This is a genomic window from Mycobacterium sp. (assembly GCF_035603715.1).
Taxonomy (GTDB): Bacteria; Actinomycetota; Actinomycetes; order Mycobacteriales; family Mycobacteriaceae; genus Mycobacterium.
In genome coordinates, this window is the sequence record NZ_DATNJW010000033.1 from 1 (window position 1) to 21,636 (window position 21,636).

The 21,636-nt window shown below is 66.7% G+C and carries 23 protein-coding genes, 1 pseudogene and 1 riboswitch; of the genes and pseudogenes, 13 read left to right on the forward strand and 11 right to left on the reverse strand.

Annotated features, from left to right (window positions below; translation table 11 throughout):
• Positions 1 to 150, forward strand: a riboswitch (cobalamin riboswitch). This riboswitch is flagged as partial in the annotation.
• A gap of 35 nt (positions 151 to 185) precedes the next feature.
• Both VN856_RS01120 and VN856_RS01125 read left to right on the forward strand, forming a co-directional pair.
• Entirely contained in the window at positions 186 to 932 is a 747-nt protein-coding gene (locus tag VN856_RS01120) for a (2Fe-2S)-binding protein (RefSeq protein ID WP_325685304.1), read from the forward strand.
• A gap of 46 nt (positions 933 to 978) precedes the next feature.
• A complete protein-coding gene (locus VN856_RS01125; RefSeq protein ID WP_325685306.1) occupies positions 979 to 2,655 on the forward strand; it encodes a PPE family protein in 1,677 nt (558 codons plus the stop codon).
• Between the two features lie 15 nt (positions 2,656 to 2,670).
• Here the strand turns inward: VN856_RS01125 and VN856_RS01130 are convergent, their stop codons facing one another.
• Positions 2,671 to 3,366 (reverse strand): cation transporter, encoded by a 696-nt coding sequence (locus VN856_RS01130; RefSeq protein ID WP_414686844.1) that lies wholly within the window; start codon positions 3,364 to 3,366, stop codon positions 2,671 to 2,673.
• Positions 3,367 to 3,424: 58 nt separating this feature from the next.
• Entirely contained in the window at positions 3,425 to 3,715 is a 291-nt protein-coding gene (locus VN856_RS01135) for a hypothetical protein (RefSeq protein WP_325685308.1), read from the reverse strand.
• Between the two features lie 270 nt (positions 3,716 to 3,985).
• Here VN856_RS01135 and VN856_RS01140 point away from each other — a divergent pair, with 270 nt between their 5' ends.
• A complete protein-coding gene (locus VN856_RS01140; protein WP_325685310.1) occupies positions 3,986 to 4,891 on the forward strand; it encodes a class I SAM-dependent methyltransferase in 906 nt (301 codons plus the stop codon).
• A 3-nt stretch (positions 4,892 to 4,894) separates the two neighbouring features.
• Here the strand turns inward: VN856_RS01140 and VN856_RS01145 are convergent, their stop codons facing one another.
• Positions 4,895 to 5,398 (reverse strand): GNAT family N-acetyltransferase, encoded by a 504-nt coding sequence (locus VN856_RS01145; RefSeq protein WP_325685312.1) that lies wholly within the window; start codon positions 5,396 to 5,398, stop codon positions 4,895 to 4,897.
• Positions 5,395 to 5,802 carry a hypothetical protein gene (locus VN856_RS01150; RefSeq protein ID WP_414686845.1) on the reverse strand — a complete coding sequence of 136 codons (408 nt, stop codon included), beginning with the start codon at positions 5,800 to 5,802 and terminating at the stop codon, positions 5,395 to 5,397. The genes VN856_RS01145 and VN856_RS01150 overlap by 4 nt, the downstream gene beginning before the upstream one ends.
• Before the next feature lie 65 nt (positions 5,803 to 5,867).
• Between VN856_RS01150 and VN856_RS01155 the strand changes: the two genes are divergently transcribed.
• Entirely contained in the window at positions 5,868 to 6,647 is a 780-nt protein-coding gene (locus tag VN856_RS01155; RefSeq protein ID WP_325685314.1) for a DUF2127 domain-containing protein, read from the forward strand.
• On the opposite strand, the gene VN856_RS01160 is transcribed toward VN856_RS01155, so the two are convergent.
• From VN856_RS01160 to VN856_RS01175, 4 genes are all read right to left on the reverse strand, one after another.
• Positions 6,648 to 9,278, reverse strand: coding sequence for an ATP-binding protein (locus VN856_RS01160; protein ID WP_325685316.1), 2,631 nt, complete (start codon positions 9,276 to 9,278; stop codon positions 6,648 to 6,650). It abuts the gene before it with no gap.
• Between the two features lie 262 nt (positions 9,279 to 9,540).
• A complete protein-coding gene (locus VN856_RS01165) occupies positions 9,541 to 10,701 on the reverse strand; it encodes an acyl-CoA dehydrogenase (protein ID WP_325685318.1) in 1,161 nt (386 codons plus the stop codon).
• A gap of 14 nt (positions 10,702 to 10,715) precedes the next feature.
• Positions 10,716 to 11,231, reverse strand: coding sequence for a 5-(carboxyamino)imidazole ribonucleotide mutase (purE, locus tag VN856_RS01170; RefSeq protein ID WP_325685320.1), 516 nt, complete (start codon positions 11,229 to 11,231; stop codon positions 10,716 to 10,718).
• Complete coding sequence (locus VN856_RS01175) at positions 11,224 to 12,435, reverse strand: 5-(carboxyamino)imidazole ribonucleotide synthase (RefSeq protein WP_325685322.1); 1,212 nt, start codon at positions 12,433 to 12,435, stop codon at positions 11,224 to 11,226. Before VN856_RS01175 ends, purE begins: the two co-directional genes overlap by 8 nt.
• 87 nt (positions 12,436 to 12,522) lie before the next feature.
• On the opposite strand from VN856_RS01175, the gene VN856_RS01180 reads away from it, so the two are divergent.
• Entirely contained in the window at positions 12,523 to 13,182 is a 660-nt protein-coding gene (locus tag VN856_RS01180; RefSeq protein ID WP_325685324.1) for a GtrA family protein, read from the forward strand.
• Here VN856_RS01180 and VN856_RS01185 read toward each other — a convergent pair.
• Together VN856_RS01185 and VN856_RS01190 are read right to left on the reverse strand one after the other, a co-directional pair.
• Positions 13,137 to 13,655, reverse strand: a complete 519-nt coding sequence (locus VN856_RS01185; RefSeq protein WP_325685326.1) for a PH domain-containing protein — start codon at positions 13,653 to 13,655, stop codon at positions 13,137 to 13,139. The two genes, VN856_RS01180 and VN856_RS01185, sit on opposite strands and share 46 nt — an antisense overlap.
• 9 nt (positions 13,656 to 13,664) lie before the next feature.
• A complete protein-coding gene (locus VN856_RS01190) occupies positions 13,665 to 14,480 on the reverse strand; it encodes a biotin--[acetyl-CoA-carboxylase] ligase (protein ID WP_325685328.1) in 816 nt (271 codons plus the stop codon).
• 164 nt (positions 14,481 to 14,644) lie between these two features.
• On the opposite strand from VN856_RS01190, the gene VN856_RS01195 reads away from it, so the two are divergent.
• The 8 genes and pseudogenes from VN856_RS01195 to VN856_RS01230 all read left to right on the forward strand — a co-directional run bounded on the left by VN856_RS01195 (position 14,645) and on the right by VN856_RS01230 (position 21,548).
• Positions 14,645 to 16,279: an acyl-CoA carboxylase subunit beta gene (locus tag VN856_RS01195; protein WP_325685330.1), complete on the forward strand. Its 1,635-nt coding sequence runs from the start codon at positions 14,645 to 14,647 to the stop codon at positions 16,277 to 16,279.
• Positions 16,255 to 16,599, forward strand: a pseudogene (locus VN856_RS01200) (acyl-CoA carboxylase subunit epsilon); the annotation flags it as partial. The gene VN856_RS01195 and the pseudogene VN856_RS01200, both read left to right, overlap by 25 nt.
• Positions 16,596 to 17,234 carry a nucleoside triphosphate pyrophosphatase gene (locus VN856_RS01205; protein WP_325685331.1) on the forward strand — a complete coding sequence of 213 codons (639 nt, stop codon included), beginning with the start codon at positions 16,596 to 16,598 and terminating at the stop codon, positions 17,232 to 17,234. The pseudogene VN856_RS01200 and the gene VN856_RS01205, both read left to right, overlap by 4 nt.
• A 64-nt stretch (positions 17,235 to 17,298) precedes the next feature.
• On the forward strand, positions 17,299 to 18,189 hold the full coding sequence (locus tag VN856_RS01210) for a sulfurtransferase (protein ID WP_325685333.1): 891 nt from the start codon (positions 17,299 to 17,301) through the stop codon (positions 18,187 to 18,189).
• Positions 18,189 to 18,608, forward strand: coding sequence for a SufE family protein (locus VN856_RS01215; RefSeq protein WP_325685335.1), 420 nt, complete (start codon positions 18,189 to 18,191; stop codon positions 18,606 to 18,608). The genes VN856_RS01210 and VN856_RS01215 overlap by 1 nt, the downstream gene beginning before the upstream one ends.
• A 109-nt stretch (positions 18,609 to 18,717) precedes the next feature.
• The gene (locus tag VN856_RS01220; protein WP_325685337.1) at positions 18,718 to 20,514 is read left to right on the forward strand and encodes an acetyl/propionyl/methylcrotonyl-CoA carboxylase subunit alpha; all 1,797 of its coding nucleotides are present in this window, start codon (positions 18,718 to 18,720) and stop codon (positions 20,512 to 20,514) included.
• A 26-nt stretch (positions 20,515 to 20,540) separates the two neighbouring features.
• Positions 20,541 to 20,876: a hypothetical protein gene (locus tag VN856_RS01225; RefSeq protein WP_325685339.1), complete on the forward strand. Its 336-nt coding sequence runs from the start codon at positions 20,541 to 20,543 to the stop codon at positions 20,874 to 20,876.
• Between the two features lie 219 nt (positions 20,877 to 21,095).
• Complete coding sequence (locus VN856_RS01230) at positions 21,096 to 21,548, forward strand: STAS domain-containing protein (RefSeq protein ID WP_325685341.1); 453 nt, start codon at positions 21,096 to 21,098, stop codon at positions 21,546 to 21,548.
• On the opposite strand, the gene VN856_RS01235 is transcribed toward VN856_RS01230, so the two are convergent.
• A partial coding sequence (locus tag VN856_RS01235; protein ID WP_325685347.1) for a sigma factor-like helix-turn-helix DNA-binding protein occupies positions 21,528 to 21,636 on the reverse strand: 109 nt, incomplete at its 5' end. The genes VN856_RS01230 and VN856_RS01235 overlap by 21 nt on opposite strands.

Genomic DNA, 21,636 nt, shown 5'->3' on the forward strand with positions numbered 1-21,636 from the left:
GGCGATGACGATGTAGGAAGCCGGTGCGAATCCGGCGCGGTCCCGCCACTGTCATCGGGGAGCGAACCTCACTAGCCACGGCCGCGAGCTGGAAGGCGAGGCGAGCAGCGATCCGAGAGCCAGGACACTCGCGTCGTCGCATACTGCGAACCGGGACGGTGTATCCCGAGAGAGCTGACGAGTCGATGTCACGTCGTTTCTCGGCCCCCGCTGAGCCCAGCACTGCGGACCTACCGGCCATACTGGCCGAGATCGCGCAGATCAATCCCTATTTCGCCGTCGGCACCGGGCCCGTCGACAACGGCTGGCGCTCCGTGCATCAGCTCTACACCGATCGCGACCTGCTGGGCGGCATCGTCGAGCGGGTGCAGGCCCGGCTCGGTGCGGCGGAGCCACGAGTCGCCGCATCGATCTTCTCCCTCGGCCTCGCTGCGCGGCTGTGGTCGATCGGCATCGGCGCCGTTGCCGGCCACCGACTGCTGCCCGCACTCGGCGCCGACGAGTTGCTGTTCGGTGAATTCGGCGGCCGGATCGCGTTGCATATCGCCCGCCCGGTCGTCTGGCGAGGTGACGACCTGGAAACCGGATTGGCTGACGCCGTCCTTGACGGGCACCTGACGCCGTTGTCCACGGCACTGCACCAGCTGACCAACGTCTCGCCCGAGTTGCTGCGCGGCAACGCCGGATCGGCACTGATGGGCGCGGCGCGGGAATATGACCGCCATCGAGCGGCGGCCGCCCCCGGCCCGGGTTGGCAACTCGCCTACCGTCTATGCGCCGACGAAAGACTATTCAGCACAATAAGTTTCAGCGAGATCGACTATCGCCGCAGCAGTTGCTGCCTGTACTACCGCACGCCCGGAGGCGGACTCTGCGGTGACTGCGTTTTCACCGAAATACCCGGCACCGTCGGCGGGAAGGACGCATCATGATTGCCGAAATGTCTGCGAGGGCCGAAATGTCCGGGAGGGAGGCCAGATGACCGCCCCGATCTTCATGGCCGCGCCCCCGGAGGTGCACTCAGCGCTGCTGAGCAGCGGCCCCGGCCCGGGCTCCCTGCTCGCTGCCGCGCAGGCGTGGAATTCGTTGAGCGTCACTTACACCGAGACTGCCGATGAGCTGACCGCGGTCTTGGAGACCGTGCAGGCCGGGACGTGGGACGGCCCGAGCGCCGAGGCCTACGTCGCCGCACACGTGCCGTATCTGGCGTGGCTGACCCAGGCCAGCGCCGACAGTGCCGCGACCGCCGCTCAACAAGAGGTGGCCGCGACGGCCTACACCGCCGCGCTGGCCGCCATGCCGACGCTGCCCGAGCTGGCCGCCAACCACATCACTCACGGTGTGCTGCTGGCGACGAATTTCCTTGGCATCAACACCATTCCGATCGCCCTGAACGAGGCCGATTACGCGCGGATGTGGGTCCAGGCGGCCACGGTGATGGGCACCTATCAAACCATCTCCGGCGCTGCGGTTGCGGCGTCGCCGCAGACCACCCCGGCACCGCAGGTCGTCAAAGCGAATTCCGCTGCGTCGACGGCCGATTCGACCCCAACGTTGCCACCCGACACCGAGCAGCAATGGATGGATTGGTTGCAGCAGATCGGCTACACCGATTTCTACAACAACGTCATTCAGCCGCTGATCGATGCGCTCAACAACGACCCCTACTACATATCGCTGCTGTCCGGGATCGATCCATATCTGACCGCGGTCGGCAATCCGCTTGCCTTCCTCAGCCCGTTCAACGTCGCGTTCGCGCTCGGCTATCCGTTGGACATCGGTTCCTACGTCGCCTTTCTGTCCGAAACCTTCTCTTTCATCGGAGCAGACCTCACCGCTGCGTTCGCGTCGGGTAACCCGTTCGCTATCGGGGTGACGCTGGTGCTCGACACCGTCGAAGCGATCGGCACGATCATCACCGACACCATCGCACTGCTGAAGACCTTGCTCCAATCCGTGGTGCTGCTGATCCCCACGGTGCTGCCACTGTTGACCGTGCCGTTGATTCCATTGGCGGCGGCACCGTTGGCGGGCTTCGCCGGCCTGGCCGGCCTGGCCGGGCTGGCTGCGATTCCGCCGCTGCCCATTCCCCCGCTTCCGACGCCCCTCGCCATGGCGGCACCACCGGGCCCCACCCCCGCGCCCACGCCCGCTCCCGCGCAGGCCGCCATCCCGGCGCAGGTGGTGACCGCGGCCCCGGTGCACACGCCACCACCGCCGCCGCCGACGCCGGCCGGCCCTCCGCTGGCCACCATGCAGGGCTACCTGTACATGGTCGGGGTCCTGTCCGCGACGGCGCGCAGAGCGGCAAACCAGGCGGCCAAGGCCAAGGAAGTGCAACCGGCCGAGGACACCGAAAACCCAGCTGCGGCAGCGGCCCCGAAGAAGACGCCGGGTGGTAGGCGCCGACGCGCAGGCGTCGAACGTCTCGGGCGCGGCCACGAATACGTGGATCTGGATGACGAGCCGACCGCATACCCCTCGACGCAAGGGGCCGGACCGCTCGGCTTCTCCGGAACCGCGACCAAAGTCAGCGCCGGTGCGGCGACCGGACTGGCCACGCTCGCCGAAGACGACTTCGGCGCCGCGCCCCGCATGCCGATGATGCCGAGCACGTGGGGCAACGAGTCACCGGACGCAGCCGACGAAGACTGACGACCCTCGCGGGATTCAGCAGCCGCAGTCCTCGCCGCGCCACGACTTGACGCCCTGCCAGATCGAGGCGGCGGCGATGCCCAGGCCGACCACCGGATCGAACCACCAACAGGCGGGCCAGATTCCGACGAAGGCGAGGCCGACCAGGACCGCCGCGGCTTGCGCACCGCACAGGTAATTCTGGGTGCCCTCGCTTGCAGTGGCCGACGAACCCAGCCGTTCGCCAAGGGAGTGCTTCAGACGGCCCAGGATCGGCATCAACACCAGCGAGGCAGCCGTCAACGCAATACCGATCACCGAAGTCTCGGCGTGGTGCTGGTCGAGCAGGTGGTGGATGGATTCCGCGGCGATATACGGCGCGGTCAGCCAAAACGACCACGCGACGCCAATCTGCGCGCGACGTTCAGCGGTTGGCGAAGAGGTGCGTGCACCGGAGAACCGCCAGGCGACCATTGCGCTGGCCAGCGCCTCCGGCAGGCTGCCCAGCGCCCACCCGGTCAGCGCGATCGAGCCGACCGCCAGGCCCTGCCACAGACCGACCACGCCCTCGGTGAGCATGGCCGCCATGCTGACCCAGGCCAGCCGCCATGCCCACTGCGCGCGGTGCCGCCATTGGGTATCGTGCGCGACGGGCTGGCAGTGCTCGGTTTCGGCGCAGCAGGCGTCGGCGACCAGGCTGGCCGGATCACCGATCGAACGGGATTCGGTCACCAGGTGATGTTAGGTCAATGCGCAACGGGGCCGCGCCCGCCACACCTTGGGGCTGACCTCAGGCAGGCCCCAACGGCCGCTTCATGGTGCAGACGATGCTCCACTCGAAGTAGAACTCGCCGCCCTTGTCGTAGCCCGCGAAGTGGTGCGAGACCTGAACGCGCTGCACCGAGGAGTTGACGACCTCCCACCCCTCGGCTCCGTGCGCGTTCGTGTGCCGATTCGCCTCGTCGATGACGACCTGCAGGGATTCATTCGTCACGCTGATGAAGGTGGTCTCCCACCGCCGGGGGGACCATTTGCCGTCTGACGCCACCCCGGAGTCGGGCACAGGCGTAGGTGCGCTCATAAGGCGGTACCGTACGCGGCCGCGACCCAGGAAAAGTGAATGGAAATTGACCGATGCGTTAAGTGATGTCGATGACCGCGGCCGCCCAACGCCCGCAACACTTTCGCGACGGATGATCCTGACCCGAACGTTCCGCCCCCAGCACCTCCGCCGACCCCGTTGTGCACCCCGTGCGGTGCTTGTCCATTGTTGACCGATCTGCGACTAGAACGGCGTTGCGGCACACCGTCACAAGGAAACTCCCAGGATCGGGTCGCTACCCTGGCGTGCATGGCGCGCATGGACAACGACACCTGGGATCTGGCGACGAGTGTGGGAGCCACCGCCACGATGGTGGCCGCGGGCAGGGCCCGGGCCACCCGAGCGGGGCTCATCGACGATCCGTATGCCGGACCGCTGGTGCGGGCGGTCGGCGTCGACTTCTTCACCCGCTGGGCAAACGGTGAGCTCAGCGCCGACCAGGTCGACATTCCCGGCCATCCATGGGGCATGCAGCCGATGACCGACGTGATGGCCATCCGCACGCGTCTGATCGACCAATTCATCACCGACGCGACGGCATCCGGCATCCGCCAAGCGGTGATTCTGGCCTCCGGCCTCGATGCGCGCGGCTACCGACTGGCTTGGCCGGCCGACACGGTGGTGTTCGAGATCGACCAGCGCCAGGTGACCGATTTCAAGGCCACCACGCTGGCCGCAGCGGGCGCCGAGCCGACCGTCGACCTGCGCACGGTACCGATCGATCTGCGCGACGACTGGCCCGCGGCCTTGCGACAGGCGGGCTTCGACCCGCACCGACCCACGGTGTGGGTGGCCGAAGGCCTGCTCGCATTCCTGCCGCCGGACGCTCAGGATCGCCTGCTGGACAACATCACCGAGCTCAGCGCCGACGGCAGCCGACTGGTCGTCGAGATCTTCCTGAGCGCGACGGAGTCGTTGGAGGTCATGCACACCGCGGCGCAAAAGTGGTACGAGCAGGGCCTGGACGCTCACATCGATGACCTCTGGTACGGCGGCGAACGTCACGACGTCGCGACGTATCTGGACGAACGCGGTTGGCAGACCACCCGGCAGCGGTCCGGACAGTTGCTGGCCGATGCCGGGCTGCCAGTACCGAAACGAAACGACGGCCAGACCGAAAATTATTACTGCACAGCGCAACTCGGCGCACGCTAGTCGTCACCCCAGCAGGCACTGCCAGAAGCCGACGTCGTGCCAGGCGTCGTGTTTGTAACCGGCCTCGAGAAGATGTCCGACGCGGGCGAACCCGTGCCGCTCGTGCAGGCGGACGCTCGAATCGTTGGGCAACGCGATCACCGCGACCGCGCTGTGGAATCCCTGCTGGCGCAGGCGGTTGAGTAGCTCGGCGTAGAGCGCGTCACCGACCCCGCGCCGGTGCGCCGACGGATCCACGTAGATGGTGGATTCGACGGTCCAACGGTAGGCGGCCCGCTCATTCCACGGCCCCGCGTAGGCCACTCCGATGACGTCGTCCTGGTCGGTCGCGACCAGCCAGGGAAATCGCTGGTGCCGTTGCGCCCACTGAGCGCGCAACTCCTCGACGGTCTGCGGCTCGGTCCGAAAGTTGAAGACGCTCTTCTCGATGTAGTGGTTGACGATCTCGCAGACCCGTTCGAGGTCGTCGTCGGTGGCGGGCCTGACCCGCGGCGCGCTGCGACTCACGTCGCTTTCGGGCGATAGCCGTCGAGGTCCTTTTCCTCGAGCGATCGTGCCAGCAGTTCGCCTTTTCCGGTCAGCGACAGCCACGCCGAGAACATCCATTTCTCGGGATCGCCATAGTGTTTGACATACACGTGAGAAATCTTGTGCAGCGCATGGTCGAGCGAATGATGCCAAGCCTCAAAGCGTTGCGTCTTGCCGACGGGCGCGCCGATCCTGAACAGTTCGTCGCTCACCCATTCGCGAATGGCGTCCAGTGTCTCGTTCTGCACCTCTACCGGAGTGGCCGCCGGAGTCTGGTGTTTGACCCGCCGATCCACCGCATTGAGATCGATCGGGCCACCGAGAGCATCAATCAGTAGCTGATTACGCACGACTTCACGTGTGTTGCTGGTCATCCTGGTCACCGTACAGATCGCGCACGTTAGCCGATACCGCTGGCCGTGCGGGAAGTCGCTGTAGCGTGCTCCTCATGGTGGATTTTGCTCTGCGCTCGTGTGGACTGCGTGGACACGCGACCTTCGCTCCCGATGAGCCGCAACTCCGCGAGCGTCTGACGGTCGACACCCCAGCCGGAGAAGCCTGGCGTTGCTTGCGCTGCGAGACCTTTGTCGTAGGCCCGCCGCGGCGTAGCGGACCGGCCAACACCGCACCGGAAATTCCCCGTGGGCGCTTCCTACGGGATCGGACGTTGATGCGTGCGCTCGCCATCGAGCGCGCGCTTCGGGCCGTGATTTTTCTGGCAGTAGCCGCAGGCGTGTTCAAGGTCAACGGGTCACGAGAGCGGTTGCGCCACGCGTTCGACCAAGATCTGCCGTTGCTCAAGCCGTTGGCAAACCAGATCGGATGGAATCCGGATCACTCCAAGATCATTCACGCGATCTCGCACGCATTCTCACTGTCATCATCGACGTTGACGTGGATCGCGGCGGGTCTTGTCGGCTACGCGGCTATCGAGCTGGTGGAGGCGGTCGGATTGTGGCTGATGCAACGGTGGGGCGAGTACTTCGCGGTGATCGCCACCAGCGTGTTCCTTCCGCTGGAAATCTACGAGCTGACCGAAAAGATCACGGCGCTGCGGCTTTTCGCTCTCGCTGTCAACATCGTCGCGGTGGTGTGGCTGCTCTGGAGCAAACGACTGTTCGGGCTGAACGGCGGCGGCGAGGCGTACCGGAAAGAGCACGAAGCAGAAAGCCTGCTCAGCGTCGAGACCGCGGGGCTGAGCGGAGCCGCGGCCGGCGCAACGGCATAGCTACGACTTCGCTTGCAGGGCGGCCTGGTGTTGCAGCGCGTAGGCAACCGCGTGGGTGCGGTTCTGCACGCCCAGCTTGGTCAAGATCGCCTCGACGTGGTGGCCGACCGTCTTGGGGCTGATGTGCAGTTCGGCGGCGATCTCTGGGTTGCTGAGCCCGGCGGCAAGTAGGTCGAAGACCTGGCGTTGGCGCCCGGTCAACGCGTGGGGATCTGAATCCTTGTCCGCCTGCCGCGTCCGCGGGGCCCGCTCGCGCAACACGGCCAGCCGCTGCTGGGCGCGGCGGGCCGCTGCCTTGGCGCCAAGCTCGCGGAATGTGGCCAGCGCCTCTTTCACGGCGGAGACGTCGCCGCCGAGTTTCGCCAGCGCCGCATCGTACCGGCAGCCGCGACCCATCCATGCTTCGGCGGCACGCTGCCATTGCCCGCTGATCTCCAAGTCGAACGGGGTGAGCGGATCTTGGACGATGGCCTCGATTGTCCCGCCGGCCAAACGAACCCAGCGTTGCAGCTGGCCTGTCTGCCATGGATCGGCGTGTTCGGGGGAGCACGCCAGACCGGCCAGCGCTTCGGCGAGGGCCACCTCGTCTTCGCCGGCCAACCAGGCCACCTCGGCGCGGGCCGCCCACACCGCGCCGAGATGGACCAGGTTGCCGGGTTGCGTGTCGGCAGCGGTCTCACCAACCAGCGCAGCCGGCGGCGGCTGGCCACGACGCGCTCGGAGCAGAGTAAGCGTCACCAGCGGCAGGATGCGGTGCTGTGGGCTGAGCTCAGGCCGGGTGACAATCTGTTCGGCGGTGACGGCGGCGCGATCCCAGTCTCCGCCGTGCAACGCCGCCAGTGTCGATGCGGCGGTCAGCAGCGAGCTGAACATGCCGAGGTCGCGCTCATCGCAGAAGCTGGACGCCTCAGCCAGATAGCCTTCGGCACGGCCTAACTCGCAGCGCAGCACCGCATACCAATAGATGAGGACGCCCAGCACCCCCGCGTGTTCTTCTAGCCCCTCGGTCGACAGCGCCTCTCGCCAGACGCCCGCCAATTCGTCCCAGCCGGTGCCGGTGCTGAATACGGTGGCCAGGGCCGTATAGCCGCGGGCTCGGATATCGACTGCTGGGTCGTGCAATTCGCGAGCGAGGGCCAGCGCGCGAGCCGCGTAATCGGCGCAGACCGGATCCAACGCCAGCGCGCTGATGTGTGCCATGTTGATCAGCGACCAGGCCAGCTGCGGCGACGGCCCAAGATCTTCCAGCAACCGCAACGAGGCGTGCGCCGCATCGATGGCTTCGTCGGCGCGCCCCAGCGGCTGCAGCAGACGCGACAGCCACCGTAGGCCGTCGCCCTCTTCGAGCTGATCACCGAGCCTGCGCCGCAACGTGATCGCCTCGCGCAACGATGCGACCGCCGGCTCGGCCTGCCCGCTCAGGTAGCTGGCGAACGCGTGTCGCTCCAGCCAGACAACGCGGCGGTCATCGGCAGCCGTGCCGGTACAGCGCAACGCGAGGGTATACAAGCTCGCGGCTTCCCGATTGGCACCCAGCGATGCCGCCCGTTCGGCCGCGGCGATGCCGTAGCGGATCGTTGCTTCGATCTCACCGGCCTCGTCGGCATGAAATGCCAACGCCGCCAGCGCATTCGGATCGTTCGGTGGCTGCGCCAGGGCAGTCAGCGCCCGCCGGTGCAGTTCGATGCGATCGAAGTCGGGGATCTGCGCCACGGTGGCCCGACGGGCGAGTTCGTGACGAAAGCCGACCAGTTCCCCTTCGGCGGTCAACACGCCGGCATCAAGGCACTCATGCAGTGCAGTCCGGGCCTCGGGGCACATTTTCTCCAGCAAGGAGACCTCGGCGCGCGGGCCGCACACGGCAACCGCATGCGCCGTTTCACGCGCCTTGGCCGACAACCGCCCAAGCCGGCCATGTACCGCCTCGGAGATGCTGCGCGGCAGGCCTTTCCGGGTGAGCGCATGCGGTCCGGCGGCCAGCACCTCGGTGACGAAGAACGGGTTACCGCCGGTGACGTCGTGTAACCGCTCCGCATTGACTCCGCTGCCGGCAGCCAATGCCGACACCGCAGGTAAACTCAACGCCTCCAGAGCAATTCGGCTCACCGCGGCGTAGTTCGCCAGGTCTCCCAAGGTGATAGCAAGCGGGTGGGCGGCGGCGAGTTCGTCGTCGCGGAACGAGATCACCAGCAACAAGCGCAGCGTTGCGATACGTCGCGCCAGGAATCGGACCAGATCCAGGGTGGCCCCGTCGGCCCAATGCGCGTCCTCGATCACCCACACCCATCGGTCGCGGTCACCCAACGCCGCCAACAGTTGTCGATAAATCCGTGCGGTATCCCCCGAGTCGACGGCCGCAGCCAGCCCGGCCCCCGCCGCGGCGTCCAGCCCGGACAGCGCATCGGTTAACGGTCCGAGCGGGCGCGGCGCACCCAGCGGGTCGCACCAACCGCGTAAGACCCGTGGTCCGGAATCGAGTTGGCCGACGAACTTGGCGAGCACTGCGGTTTTGCCGACGCCGGCTTCCCCGCGCAACAACACCACTTCCCCGGGGCCGCCGCGAGCTACCCGGCGCGCCAGCGCCCCCAGTTGGGCCAGCGGCGCGTCGCGTTCCAGCAAGCCATACCCCAAGGTTGGCTCCCATCCTCGCTGCGCGCCTGCGGCGCCATGTCGCAAAAATAGGGCGATTACCCCATGAATCGAGCTGGCTGTCGCACACTCACAAGAGCGCGCCCACGTGCAGACACGAACACAGCAAACGCATTTACGGGACTAATGCCATTTTCGACTGTAGCTTCACCGGCCCTCGCACGCGCGGCAACAGCAGATTGACATAAGTCAATTAGGCACGTAGCGGACTGGTCACGAACCGGTGAGTTGCTTCGCGCCGCTCTCAGCGCAGCAGCGCGCGTGACATCACCACGCGCTGAATCTGATTGGTGCCCTCGTAGATCTGAGTGATCTTGGCGTCGCGCATGAACCGCTCCACCGGGAAGTCGGTGGTGAATCCGGCCCCGCCGAAAAGCTGTACAGCGTCGGTCGTGACTTCCATCGCCACATCGGAGGCAAAGCATTTCGATGCGGCCGAGATGAAGCCAAGGTTCGGCTCGCCGCGCTCGGCCCGGGCGGCCGCGGTGTAGACCATCAGCCGGGCGGCCTCCACCTTCATCGCCATGTCGGCCAGCATGAACTGGACGGCCTGGAACGTGCTGATCGACTCGCCAAATTGCTTGCGGTCCTTGGTGTAAGCGATCGCGGCATCGACCGCGCCCTGGGCGATGCCCACGGCCTGCGCGCCGATCGTCGGGCGAGTGTGGTCCAGCGTGGCCAATGCGGTCTTGAACCCGGTGCCGGGTTCACCGATTATCCGATCGCCGGGGACCCGGCAGTCCTCGAAGTACAACTCGGTGGTCGGAGAACCCTTGATACCCAACTTCTTTTCCTTGGGCCCGACGCTGAATCCCTCGTCGTCCTTGTGCACGATGAACGCCGAGATGCCGTTGGCGCCCTTGTCCGGGTCGGTCACGGCCATCACCGTGTACCAGGTCGACTTGCCGCCATTGGTGATCCAGGCCTTGGTGCCGTTCAGGATCCAGTCGTCCCCGTCGGCCTTGGCCCGGGTCCGCATCGAGGCGGCGTCGCTGCCGGCCTCGCGCTCGCTCAACGCGTAGGAGGCCATCGCGCCATCGGAGGCCAGCGACGGCAACACCTGCTTCTTCAGCTCCTCCGAACCGCGCAGGATCAGGCCCATCGTGCCCAGCTTGTTCACCGCGGGGATCAACGACGCCGAGGCGTCGACGCGCGCCACTTCTTCGATCACGATGCAGGCGGCGACCGAGTCCGCACCCTGACCGCCGTACTCCTCGGGAACGTGTACGGCGTTGAAGCCGGACGCGTTCAGCGCCTGCAACGCCTCCTCGGGAAAGCGGGGCTGCTCGTCGACGTCCGCGGCATGCGGGGCGATCTCTTTTTCCGCCAATGCGCGAATCGCCGCCCGCAACTCGTCGTGCTCCTCAGGCAGCTTGAACAGATCGAACGACGGATCTCCAGCCATCCCAGCCTCCTTAGCTACTCGCCGGTAACTTTACCTTGACGCTTTTTCAGCGCCGCATCCTTGGCCAGCACCGACTCCGCCAGCACCTTCTGGAAAGCCACGATCCGGTTGCGCAGCGCGGGATCCGACACCGCCAGAATGCGCACCGCGAGCAGACCCGCATTGCGGGCCCCACCGATCGACACCGTGGCCACCGGCACCCCGGCCGGCATCTGCACGATCGACAGCAGCGAATCCAGCCCGTCCAGCTTGGCCAGTGGAACCGGCACGCCGATCACCGGAACCGGCGTGGCCGAGGCCACCATGCCGGGCAGGTGGGCCGCGCCGCCGGCGCCGGCGATGATCACCTCGACACCGCGGTCGGCGGCCTGCTGCGCGTAGTCCAGCATGCGCTGCGGGGTGCGGTGCGCCGAATACACGCCTACCTCGTAGGCGACGTCGAACTCGGCCAGCGCGTCGGCGGCGTCGGACATCACCGACCAGTCGCTGTCGCTGCCCATGATCACGCCAACCCTGGCGTCGCTACTCATGCGGGTCCCATCCGTCCGTCCATTCGCCGTCTGACAACCAGTGTGCCGCGCGCTCCGCGCGTTCACGCAGGTTTGCCAACTCGGCAGCGTCGGTGCCGAGGAAATTGATGTGCCCGATCTTGCGGCCGGGGCGTTCTTCCTTGCCGTAGAGATGAACCCGGGCGTCGGGCATGCGCGCGAACAGGTGGTGCAACCGCTCGTCGAGCGACATCGTCGGCGTTTGCGCCGCGCCCAGTACGTTGGCCATCACCGTGACAAGGGTGATGGTGTCGGTATCCCCCAGCGGGTAGTCCAGGACCGCACGCAGATGCTGCTCGAACTGGCTGGTCCGCGACCCGTCCATGGTCCAGTGCCCGGAATTGTGCGGGCGCATCGCCAGCTCGTTGACCAGCAGCTCTCCGTCGACGGTTTCGAACAGCTCGACGGCCAGCACACCGACCACGCCCAGCTCGGCGGCCAGGCTCAGCGCCAGCCGCTGCGCCGCCGCGCCGACGTCGTCGGGCAGCGCCGGGGCCGGTGCGATCACCAACACGCAGATGCCGTCGCGTTGCACGGTCTCGACCACCGGCCAGGCCGCGCCCTGCCCGAACGGCGACCTGGCCACCAGCGCCGCGAGTTCACGGCGCATCGCGACCCGCTCCTCGACCAATACCGGTACGCCAGAATCTAGATATTGACCGGCGATCGCGCGGGCCTGCGCCAGATCGGCGGCCAGTTGCACCCCGCGACCGTCGTACCCGCCGCGGACCGCCTTGACCACGATCGGCCCGTCTATCCGTCGGGCGAACTCATCGACGTCCTCTGGTCGCTCGACAGCTGCGTAACGCGGCACCCGCGCACCGAGGGCTTCCAGCCGTCGCCGCATGACGAGCTTGTCCTGCGCGTGTACCAGCGCCTCTGGCGGCGGCGCGACGTTGACGCCCTCCGCAACCAGCCTTTCCAGCAGCTCGGTGGGCACATGCTCGTGGTCGAAGGTCAGCGCCGCACAACCGGCAGCGACGCGACGCAGCGCCTCGAGATCGGTGTGCGAGCCGATCACCACGTCGGGACTGACCTGGGCGGCGGGATCGGAGGCGTCAGCGGCCAGTACACGCAGGCTCTGGCCCATCGCGATCGCCGCCTGGTGGGTCATCCGGGCCAGTTGGCCCCCACCGACCATGGCGACCTGGGGCGAAGCGTTGGGGGTACTCGGCACGGCAATCATGGTGTCATGGCCGCTGAACGGGTGATTTAGCTGGCTGTGACACAGTCACAGAGCACCCTTAATCAGTAATACGTAGACTGCGACATTGTGTCCTTCGCCGATGCCACGATCGCCCGACTGCCGGGGCCGATCCGCCCCTATGCCGAGCGCCATCACGAGCTGATCAAATTCGCGATCGTCGGTGCGACGACATTCATCATCGACTCGGCGATTTTCTACACGCTGAAGTTGACGATCCTGGAGCCCAAGCCGGTGACCGCCAAGGTCATCGCCGGCATCGTCGCGGTCATCGCGTCGTACATCCTGAACAGGGAGTGGAGCTTCCGCGACCGCGGCGGCCGCGAGCGTCACCACGAGGCCCTGCTGTTCTTCGCATTCAGCGGCGTCGGGGTGCTGCTGAGCATGGCGCCCCTGTGGGTGTCCAGCTACGTTTTCGACCTTCGGGTGCCGATGGTGTCACTGACCGTCGAGAACATCGCCGACTTCGTCTCGGCCTACCTCATCGGCAACCTGCTGCAGATGGCCTTCCGCTTCTGGGCGTTCCGGCGCTGGGTGTTCCCCGTCGAATCCGCCCGAAGTGGCGACCAGGCGCTGGAATCGACGTTCACCGCGGGCGGAATCGCCGAGGTGTTCGAGGACGTCGAAGCGAACGGCACGGTCACGTTGCTGGGCGCTTGGCTGGCGCGCCGGAATCGGGCGGATCAGCTCGGCGATTCCTCGGACCCCAGGGTGTCGAAAACCTCGTGATACAGCAGCGCGTGGACCTGCTCGACGCGCGGAATATCGTAGAACTCCAACGGATCTTGGGACGCTGACTCAACGATTAGCGTGCCGGTGCGCAGTATCCGGTCGATCAGCCGGTGCCGGAATTCGACGCTGTTGATCCGGGCCAGCGGGATGTCGATGCCGCTGCGGCTCAACAGCCCGTGCCGGAACATCACCCGCCGGTCGGTGATGACGAAATGTGTAGTGAGCCAACTCAAGAACGGCCACACCGTCAGCCAGCCCAGGAGCACCAGCCAGATCGCGCCGATGACCCAGAAGACGACCCGTTTGGCGCTCGGGTCCCACGTGGTGCCGTTGACCACCGCGCAACCGAACGACGCCGCCGCGCTCGCCAGGATCAGGACGGTGACCGGCCAGAAAAGTCGCTTCCAGTGCGGGTGGCGGTGCAAAACGACGTGCTCGTCACCAGCCAGCACGTTGTCGGGGTAGCCCACGCTGGCACCTTAGACGTTGGGACGCAGGTGCGTGATGTCTCCGGCCGAGATTGTCACCGTCTGGCCGCCGGTGTCGACACACAGTCGCCCGGTTTCGTCGACGGCCCGCGCGACACCGACCACCTCACGGTCACCGGGCATGCTGGCCCGGACCCGCGAGCCCAGCGTCACGCTGTAGCGCTGATAGTCGGCGACCAACGCGGGATCTGCGCCCCCTGCGGTCCGCCACGCGTCGATGCGCACTGCCAGCTCGCGAAGTATTGTGCGCGCCAGCGCATTTCGATCGGTAGCCGATGAACCGAGCATCAGCAGCGATGTGGCCACCGGGTCCGGCGCTGCTTCGGCGGTCAGCGTCACGTTGAGCCCGAGGCCCAGCACGATCACCGGCGCCGGCGAGGCCACCTCGGCGAGAATCCCGGCTAACTTGCCGCCACCCACCAGCACATCGTTCGGCCACTTCAGGCCGGCCTCGACACCCAGCGCGGCCAGCGCGTCGGCCACCGCGACCCCCGTGGCCAGCGGCAACCATCCCCAACCCGTCCGGGGTACCGAGCCGCCGGCGACTCCGACCGACAAGGCGACCTGTGTCCTCGGCGGCGCCGACCATTGCCGGCCATGGCGGCCGCGGCCGGCGCTCTGGTAATCGGCAAGTAAGACCGACCCGTCGATGTCGGCACCGGCCTCGGCCCGTGCGAGCAGATCGGCGTTGGTGGAACCGGTTTCGGCGACGACATCGAGTTGACGCCACGGCATGCCGGGCCCGACCAGCCCAACGCGCAGGGTCGCCACATCCAAGGGCAATCTCAGTGAGTCCGACTCCACCACGCGAGAACCTCCGGCCCCCGGTCCAGTTGGGACGATCAAGGCAACAACTGTGGAAGATTACCGTCGGGCGGCCGCGCGGAACAAAGGTCCGTCAGCGGGACACGCGGGGCGCCGCGCGTGCGGGGTGGAGATCGCAATCTAAGGAACCGCTAAGATCGACAGCCATGACTTCCGAGACCTCGGTCGAGGCCCAAGCTGAGCACCATATCGACATTCACACCACCGCGGGCAAGCTCGCCGAGCTGCGCAAGCGCAGCGAGGAGACTCTGCACCCGGTGGGTGAGGCCGCCGTCGACAAGGTGCACGAGAAGGGCAAGCTGACCGCGCGCGAGCGCATCTACGCCCTGCTGGACGAGGGGTCGTTCGTCGAGCTCGACGCGCTGGCCCGGCACCGCAGCACCAACTTCGGGCTGGAAAAGAATCGGCCGCTCGGCGATGGCGTCGTCACCGGCTACGGCACCATCGACGGCCGCGATGTGTGCGTCTTCAGCCAGGACGCCACGGTGTTCGGCGGCAGCCTCGGCGAGGTGTACGGCGAAAAGATCGTCAAGGTACAGGAGTTGGCCATCAAGACCGGCCGGCCGCTGATCGGCATCAACGACGGCGCCGGCGCCCGCATCCAGGAGGGCGTGGTCTCACTCGGCCTGTACAGCCAGATCTTCCACAACAACATCCTGGCCTCCGGCGTTATCCCGCAGATCTCGCTGATCCTGGGCGCCGCCGCGGGAGGCCACGTCTACTCGCCGGCGCTGACCGACTTCGTGATCATGGTCGACCAGACCAGCCAGATGTTCATCACCGGTCCCGACGTCATCAAGACCGTCACCGGCGAAGACGTCACGATGGAGGAACTCGGCGGTGCGCACACGCACATGGCCAAGTCCGGCACCGTGCACTACGTCGCCTCCGGGGAGCACGACGCGCTCGACTACGTCCGCGATCTGCTGAGCTACTTGCCGCCCAACAACTTCACCGATCCGCCGCGTTATCCGGTGCCGGTTCCCGAGGGCGCCATCGAGGACAACCTGACCGAGGAAGACCTCGAGCTCGACACGCTGATCCCAGACTCGGCCAACCAGCCGTACGACATGCACGAAGTAATCCGCCGGATCCTCGACGACGACGAGTTCCTGGAGATCCAGGAGGGCTACGCGCAGAACATCGTGGTCGGGTTCGGCCGCATCGAGGGTCGCTCGGTCGGGATCGTGGCCAACCAGCCGACCCAGTTCGCCGGCTGCCTGGACATCAACGCCTCGGAGAAGGCCGCGCGCTTCGTGCGCACCTGCGACTGCTTCAACATCCCGGTGGTCATGCTGGTCGACGTACCCGGCTTCCTGCCGGGCACGGGTCAGGAATACAACGGCATCATCCGCCGCGGCGCCAAGCTGCTGTACGCCTACGGTGAGGCCACCGTTCCCAAGATCACCGTGATCACCCGCAAGGCCTACGGCGGCGCCTATTGCGTCATGGGTTCCAAGGACATGGGCTGCGACGTCAACGTCGCCTGGCCGACCGCGCAGATCGCCGTGATGGGTGCCTCGGGTGCGGTCGGCTTCGTCTACCGCAAGCAACTCGGCGAGGCAGCCAAGGAGGGCAAGGACGTCGACGCGCTGCGGCTGGAGTTGCAGCAGGAGTACGAGGACCACTTGGTCAACCCTTACCTCGCGGCCGAGCGAGGCTACGTCGACGCGGTGATCCCGCCGTCGCACACCCGTGGCTACATCGGGACGGCGCTGCGCCTGCTGGAGCGCAAGATCGCCCAGACGCCGCCGAAGAAACACGGGAACATTCCGCTGTGAGTCAAGTGAGTGGAACGAACGCAGTGAGTGACGGGAACGAGACGAACGGTCGGTCCCCGGTGAGCGACGACATCGAAACGCCCGACGCCGCACAACCACACGAGCCGCACATCCGGGTGCTCAAGGGCAACCCAACCGACGACGAGGTGGCCGCGCTGATCGCGGTGCTCGGCAGCGCTGGGGGCGGTAGCGGTGAGGTGGGTCAGCGGGAGGTCAGCCGGTGGGGACTGCCGGTCGACAAACTGCGTTACTCGATCTTCAGCTGGCAGAAGCTCACCCTGGTGCAACGGACTCACATGCGGCGAGACTGGCGCAATTGACCCGCGTCGTGCTCGGCTCCGCTTCGGCGGGCCGGCTGCGGGTGCTGCGTCAGGCCGGTGTCGAGCCGTTGGTCGTTGTGTCGGGCGTGGACGAGGACGCGATCATCGCCGGGCTGGGACCCGACGCCGCTCCGGGCGACGTGGTTCGCAGCCTCGCCGAGGCCAAGGCCGATCACGTCGCGACGATCGTGGACACCGTGGTTGCCGCGGATTGTGTTGTCATTGGCTGTGATTCGATGCTCTACATCGACGGCCGACTGGCCGGCAAGCCCGCATCGACCGATGCGGCGCGACGCCAGTGGCAATCGATGGCCGGCGGTTCCGGTCAGCTGCACACCGGACACTGCGTGGTCCGGCTACGCGCCGGCAACATCAGCCGGCGAGCAGCCGAATCATTTGTCACCACAGTGCATTTCGGCACACCGACGGCCGCGGATCTGGATGCCTATCTCGTCAGCGGCGAGCCGTTGGCGGTTGCCGGAGCATTCACGCTGGACGGACTGGGTGGCTGGTTCGTCGACCGCATCGAAGGCGACCCGTCCAACGTGATTGGCCTGAGCCTGCCGCACACCAGGGTGCTGCTGGAACGTGTCGGTGTGTCGGTCGCTGAACTCTGGCTGGCCAACTCGGGCTGACGGGTGACTGTCGCGTGCGTCAACGCCGCGGCAGCCGACGCGAACCGGCAGGTAGGCTCATAGTGTGCCTCTACCAGCAGATCCCAGCCCGACGCTGAGCGCCTACGCCCACCCGGAACGGCTGGTCACGTCCGACTGGTTGGCCGGCAACCTGGGCCGGCCGGGACTGGCCATCGTCGAATCCGATGAAGACGTGCTGCTCTACGACGTCGGCCACATCCCCGGGGCGGTCAAAATCGACTGGCACACCGATCTCAACGACCCACGGGTGCGCGACTACATCGACGGGAAGCAGTTCGCGGAACTGATGGACCGCAAAGGGATTTCACGCGACGACACCGTGGTGATCTACGGCGACAAGAGCAACTGGTGGGCGGCCTACGCGCTGTGGGTCTTCACGCTGTTCGGTCACCCGGATGTGCGGCTGCTCAACGGCGGACGCGACCTGTGGACCCGCGACGGGCGCGACACCACGCTGGACGTTCCGAGCCGAACCTCCAAGGGCTATCCCGTCGTGGAGCGCAACGACGCACCGATCCGCGCGTTCAAAGACGACGTGCTGGCCGTCCTGGGCTCCGAGCCGTTGATCGACGTGCGCTCGCCCGAGGAGTACACCGGCAAGCGCACCCACATGCCGGACTATCCCGAGGAAGGCGCGTTGCGCGCCGGCCACATCCCGTCGGCCCGGTCGATCCCGTGGGGGAAGGCCGCCGACGACAGCGGACGGTTCCGCAGCCGGGACGAGCTCGAGGAGCTCTACGGGTTCATCGAGCCGGACGACAAAACCGTCGTCTACTGCCGCATCGGCGAGCGGTCCAGCCACACCTGGTTCGTGCTGACACATTTGCTCGGCATCCCCGGCGTACGCAACTACGACGGCTCGTGGACCGAATGGGGTAACGCCGTGCGAGTGCCGATCGTCGCCGGTGAAAGCCCCGGAACCGTCCCCGCCTGATGAGCATGCCCGCGCCGCTGGCCGAGGTCCTCTCCGATTTCGCCGAAGTCGAAGGCCAGGACAAGCTCAACCTGCTGCTGGAGTTCGCCAACGACCTTCCGGCGTTGCCCGCCGACCTCGAAGAGGCGGCGATGGAGCCGGTGGTCGAGTGCCAGTCGCCGCTGTTTTTGCACGTCGACGCCCATGACCCGGAACGGGTGCGGCTGTATTTCAGCGCGCCCCCCGAGGCGCCGACCACCCGCGGCTTCGCGTCGATCCTTGCCACCGGGCTCGATGAACAGCCTGCCGCCGACATCCTGGCGGTCCCCGAGGACTTCTACACCGACCTCGGTTTAGCGGCCATGATCAGCCCGCTGCGGCTGCGTGGAATGTCGGCGATGTTGGCCCGAATCAAGCGCCGACTGCGCGATTCCGGCTGAAGTAGACACCGGGTCTTGTCGCCCACGGCGCGCCGCTTAAACTTCCCCCGACACGACTTGTAAGAATTTCTCTTAGACACGTGAGAAGTGTTCACTCCCAGGAGGCGCAGTGCCTAGTCACGCCAGCTCGACGATCGCCAAGGTTCTCGTCGCCAATCGCGGTGAGATCGCGGTGCGGGTGATCCGCGCGGCCAAGGACGCCGGTCTGCCCAGTGTGGCGGTGTACGCCGAGCCGGACGCCGACGCTCCGCACGTGAAGCTGGCCGACGAGGCCTTCGCGCTGGGTGGTCAGACCTCCGCGGAGTCCTACCTCGACTTCGGCAAGCTGCTGGAGGCCGCCGAGAAGTCCGGCGCCAACGCGATTCACCCCGGCTACGGCTTCCTGTCCGAGAACGCCGACTTCGCCCAGGCGGTGATCGACGCCGGGCTGATCTGGATCGGCCCGAGCCCGCAGTCGATCCGCGACCTCGGCGACAAGGTCACCGCGCGCCACATCGCCGCCCGCGCGCAGGCTCCGCTGGTGCCCGGTACCCCCGACCCGGTGAAGAACGCCGACGAGGTGGTCGCCTTCGCCAAGGAGCACGGCGTGCCGATCGCGATCAAGGCCGCCTTCGGCGGCGGCGGGCGCGGCATGAAGGTGGCCCGCACCATCGAGGAGATCCCCGAGCTGTTCGACTCGGCGACCCGCGAGGCGGTCGCGGCGTTCGGCCGCGGTGAGTGCTTCGTCGAGCGCTACCTGGACAAACCGCGCCACGTCGAGGCACAGGTGATCGCCGACCAGCACGGCAACGTGATCGTGGCCGGCACCCGCGACTGCTCGCTGCAGCGCCGCTTCCAGAAGCTGGTCGAGGAGGCGCCCGCGCCGTTCCTGACCGACGCGCAGCGCAAGGAGATCCACGAATCCGCCAAGCGGATCTGCAAGGAAGCGCACTACTACGGCGCCGGCACCGTCGAATACCTGGTCGGCCAGGACGGGCTGATCTCGTTCCTCGAGGTCAACACCCGTCTTCAGGTCGAGCACCCGGTCACCGAGGAGACCGCGGGCATCGACCTGGTGCTGCAGCAGTTCAAGATCGCCAACGGCGAGACACTGGACCTCACCGAAGACCCCACCCCGCGCGGACACGCCATCGAGTTCCGGATCAACGGCGAGGACGCCGGACGCGGCTTCCTGCCGGCACCCGGCCCGGTCACCCGCTATGACATCCCCACCGGGCCCGGTGTCCGACTGGACTCCGGCGTCGAGGCCGGCTCGGTGATCGGCGGCCAGTTCGACTCCATGCTGTCCAAGCTGATCGTGTACGGCGCCACCCGCGAGGAGGCCTTGGCGCGGTCACGCCGCGCGCTGGACGAATTCCACGTCGAGGGACTCGCCACCGTCATTCCATTCCACCGCGCCGTGGTGTCCGACCCGGCATTCATCGGCGACGGCAATGGCTTCACGGTCCACACCCGCTGGATCGAGACCGAGTGGAACAACACCGTCGAACCCTTCACCGGCGGCGAACCTCTTGACGAAGACGAAGCCCTGCCGCGGCAGAAGGTGGTCGTCGAGGTCGGTGGCCGCCGGCTCGAGGTCTCGCTGCCGGGTGACCTTGCGTTGTCCAACGGCGGCGGTGGCGACGCGGCCGGCGTCATCCGCAAGAAGCCCAAAGCGCGCAAGCGTGGCGCACACGGCGGCGCTGCGGCGTCCGGCGACGCGGTGACCGCCCCGATGCAGGGCACCGTGGTCAAGGTCGCCGTCGAAGAGGGGCAAGAGGTCTCGACCGGCGACCTGGTCGTCGTGCTGGAGGCGATGAAGATGGAGAACCCGGTCACCGCGCACAAGGACGGCGTGATCACCGGATTGGCCGTCGAAACCGGGGCGGCCATCACCCAGGGCACCGTGCTCGCCGAGATCAAGTAACGCGGCCGCAGCGTTCGTCAAACACTGTGGACCCCGTCGAGATCAACGCCGGGCAGTGGTATCTGCGCAGCCTGCGGGCCGACGACCGCATCGACGACCGTCCCGCGCTGGCCGATCTCGGCGAAACCGACCCGGAGTACGTCGCACGCAGGGACGCCCAGTGGACCGCGGACTCGCGCTACTCGTGGGCGGTGTGTGAGCCCACCACCGGTGAGCTGTTGGCCGAGGTGACGCTGGATCCGGCGACCGGAGCGATCGCCGCCCGAGCGCGGGCCGGCCACGACGACGCGGCCGGCGCCGCAGCCGAGTCGGTTCGGCGTTTTGCCGCCGCAATCGTTGCGCCTGAACATGATTCGAGCTGACGCCACCGACCACCCGACCAGGCTTTCTGAGAAACACTCTCATACGTTGTGGGCGCACAGTGGTCGGGGTAGTGTCTTAACCAGGTTGAGTTCGCAGCCGCCCTTTCTAAGCGTTAATTGACGTAAGGGGAGGCTGGATTCGCCCAGTTTCTCCTCACGCGCGGAAGCCAACCGCTTGACGTGATCCACAGCTTGCTTGTCGACTGATGGAGTCACTAGATGTCTGCTCTACACCCGAACTTTGCTTCGCCGGTTCGTGAAACCGACGCGGCACTTCCACCGCCCGACTGGGAGAACCATTCCGCGCGGTTCACCGCGGAGTGGGATTCGTCTCGCGTGGTGGTCGCTGTCCACGGTGAACTCGACGCATCCAATGCCAGTCAGCTCGCCGACTACTTCGACCTGTGCATGGCTCACTCCACACCGCTGATGCTGGACCTGAGTCGGCTGGAATTCTTTGGCACGGCTGGCTTTTCGGCGCTGCACTTGATCAACGTCAAGTGCGCGGGTGCCAATCTGCGCTGGGCCGTGGTCCCTAACAAGGCGGTGTCCCGGCTGCTTCGCATCTGCGATCCTGACAACGTGCTGCCGCTGGCCGCGTCGATAGATGACGTACCGGACGCCGACGACGAAAACCAGGATCCGAACCGGTTATTCCAGCTCGTCCCGTAACCGCGCCAGCGATTTAGCCAGCAATCGCGAGACGTGCATTTGCGAGATGCCGACCCGCTCGGCGATCTGCGTCTGCGTCATCGAGTCA

Coding starts and splice junctions, on each gene's coding strand:
- VN856_RS01135 (WP_325685308.1), bottom strand. CDS start 3,715: ATGAGCGCACCTACGCCTGTGCCCGACTCCGGGGTGGCGTCAGACGGC.
- VN856_RS01215 (WP_325685335.1), top strand. CDS start 18,189: ATGAGCATGCCCGCGCCGCTGGCCGAGGTCCTCTCCGATTTCGCCGAA.
- VN856_RS01120 (WP_325685304.1), top strand. CDS start 186: ATGTCACGTCGTTTCTCGGCCCCCGCTGAGCCCAGCACTGCGGACCTA.
- VN856_RS01155 (WP_325685314.1), top strand. CDS start 5,868: ATGGTGGATTTTGCTCTGCGCTCGTGTGGACTGCGTGGACACGCGACC.
- VN856_RS01230 (WP_325685341.1), top strand. CDS start 21,096: ATGTCTGCTCTACACCCGAACTTTGCTTCGCCGGTTCGTGAAACCGAC.
- VN856_RS01195 (WP_325685330.1), top strand. CDS start 14,645: ATGACTTCCGAGACCTCGGTCGAGGCCCAAGCTGAGCACCATATCGAC.
- purE (WP_325685320.1), bottom strand. CDS start 11,231: ATGAGTAGCGACGCCAGGGTTGGCGTGATCATGGGCAGCGACAGCGAC.
- VN856_RS01165 (WP_325685318.1), bottom strand. CDS start 10,701: ATGGCTGGAGATCCGTCGTTCGATCTGTTCAAGCTGCCTGAGGAGCAC.
- VN856_RS01140 (WP_325685310.1), top strand. CDS start 3,986: ATGGCGCGCATGGACAACGACACCTGGGATCTGGCGACGAGTGTGGGA.
- VN856_RS01125 (WP_325685306.1), top strand. CDS start 979: ATGACCGCCCCGATCTTCATGGCCGCGCCCCCGGAGGTGCACTCAGCG.
- VN856_RS01175 (WP_325685322.1), bottom strand. CDS start 12,435: ATGATTGCCGTGCCGAGTACCCCCAACGCTTCGCCCCAGGTCGCCATG.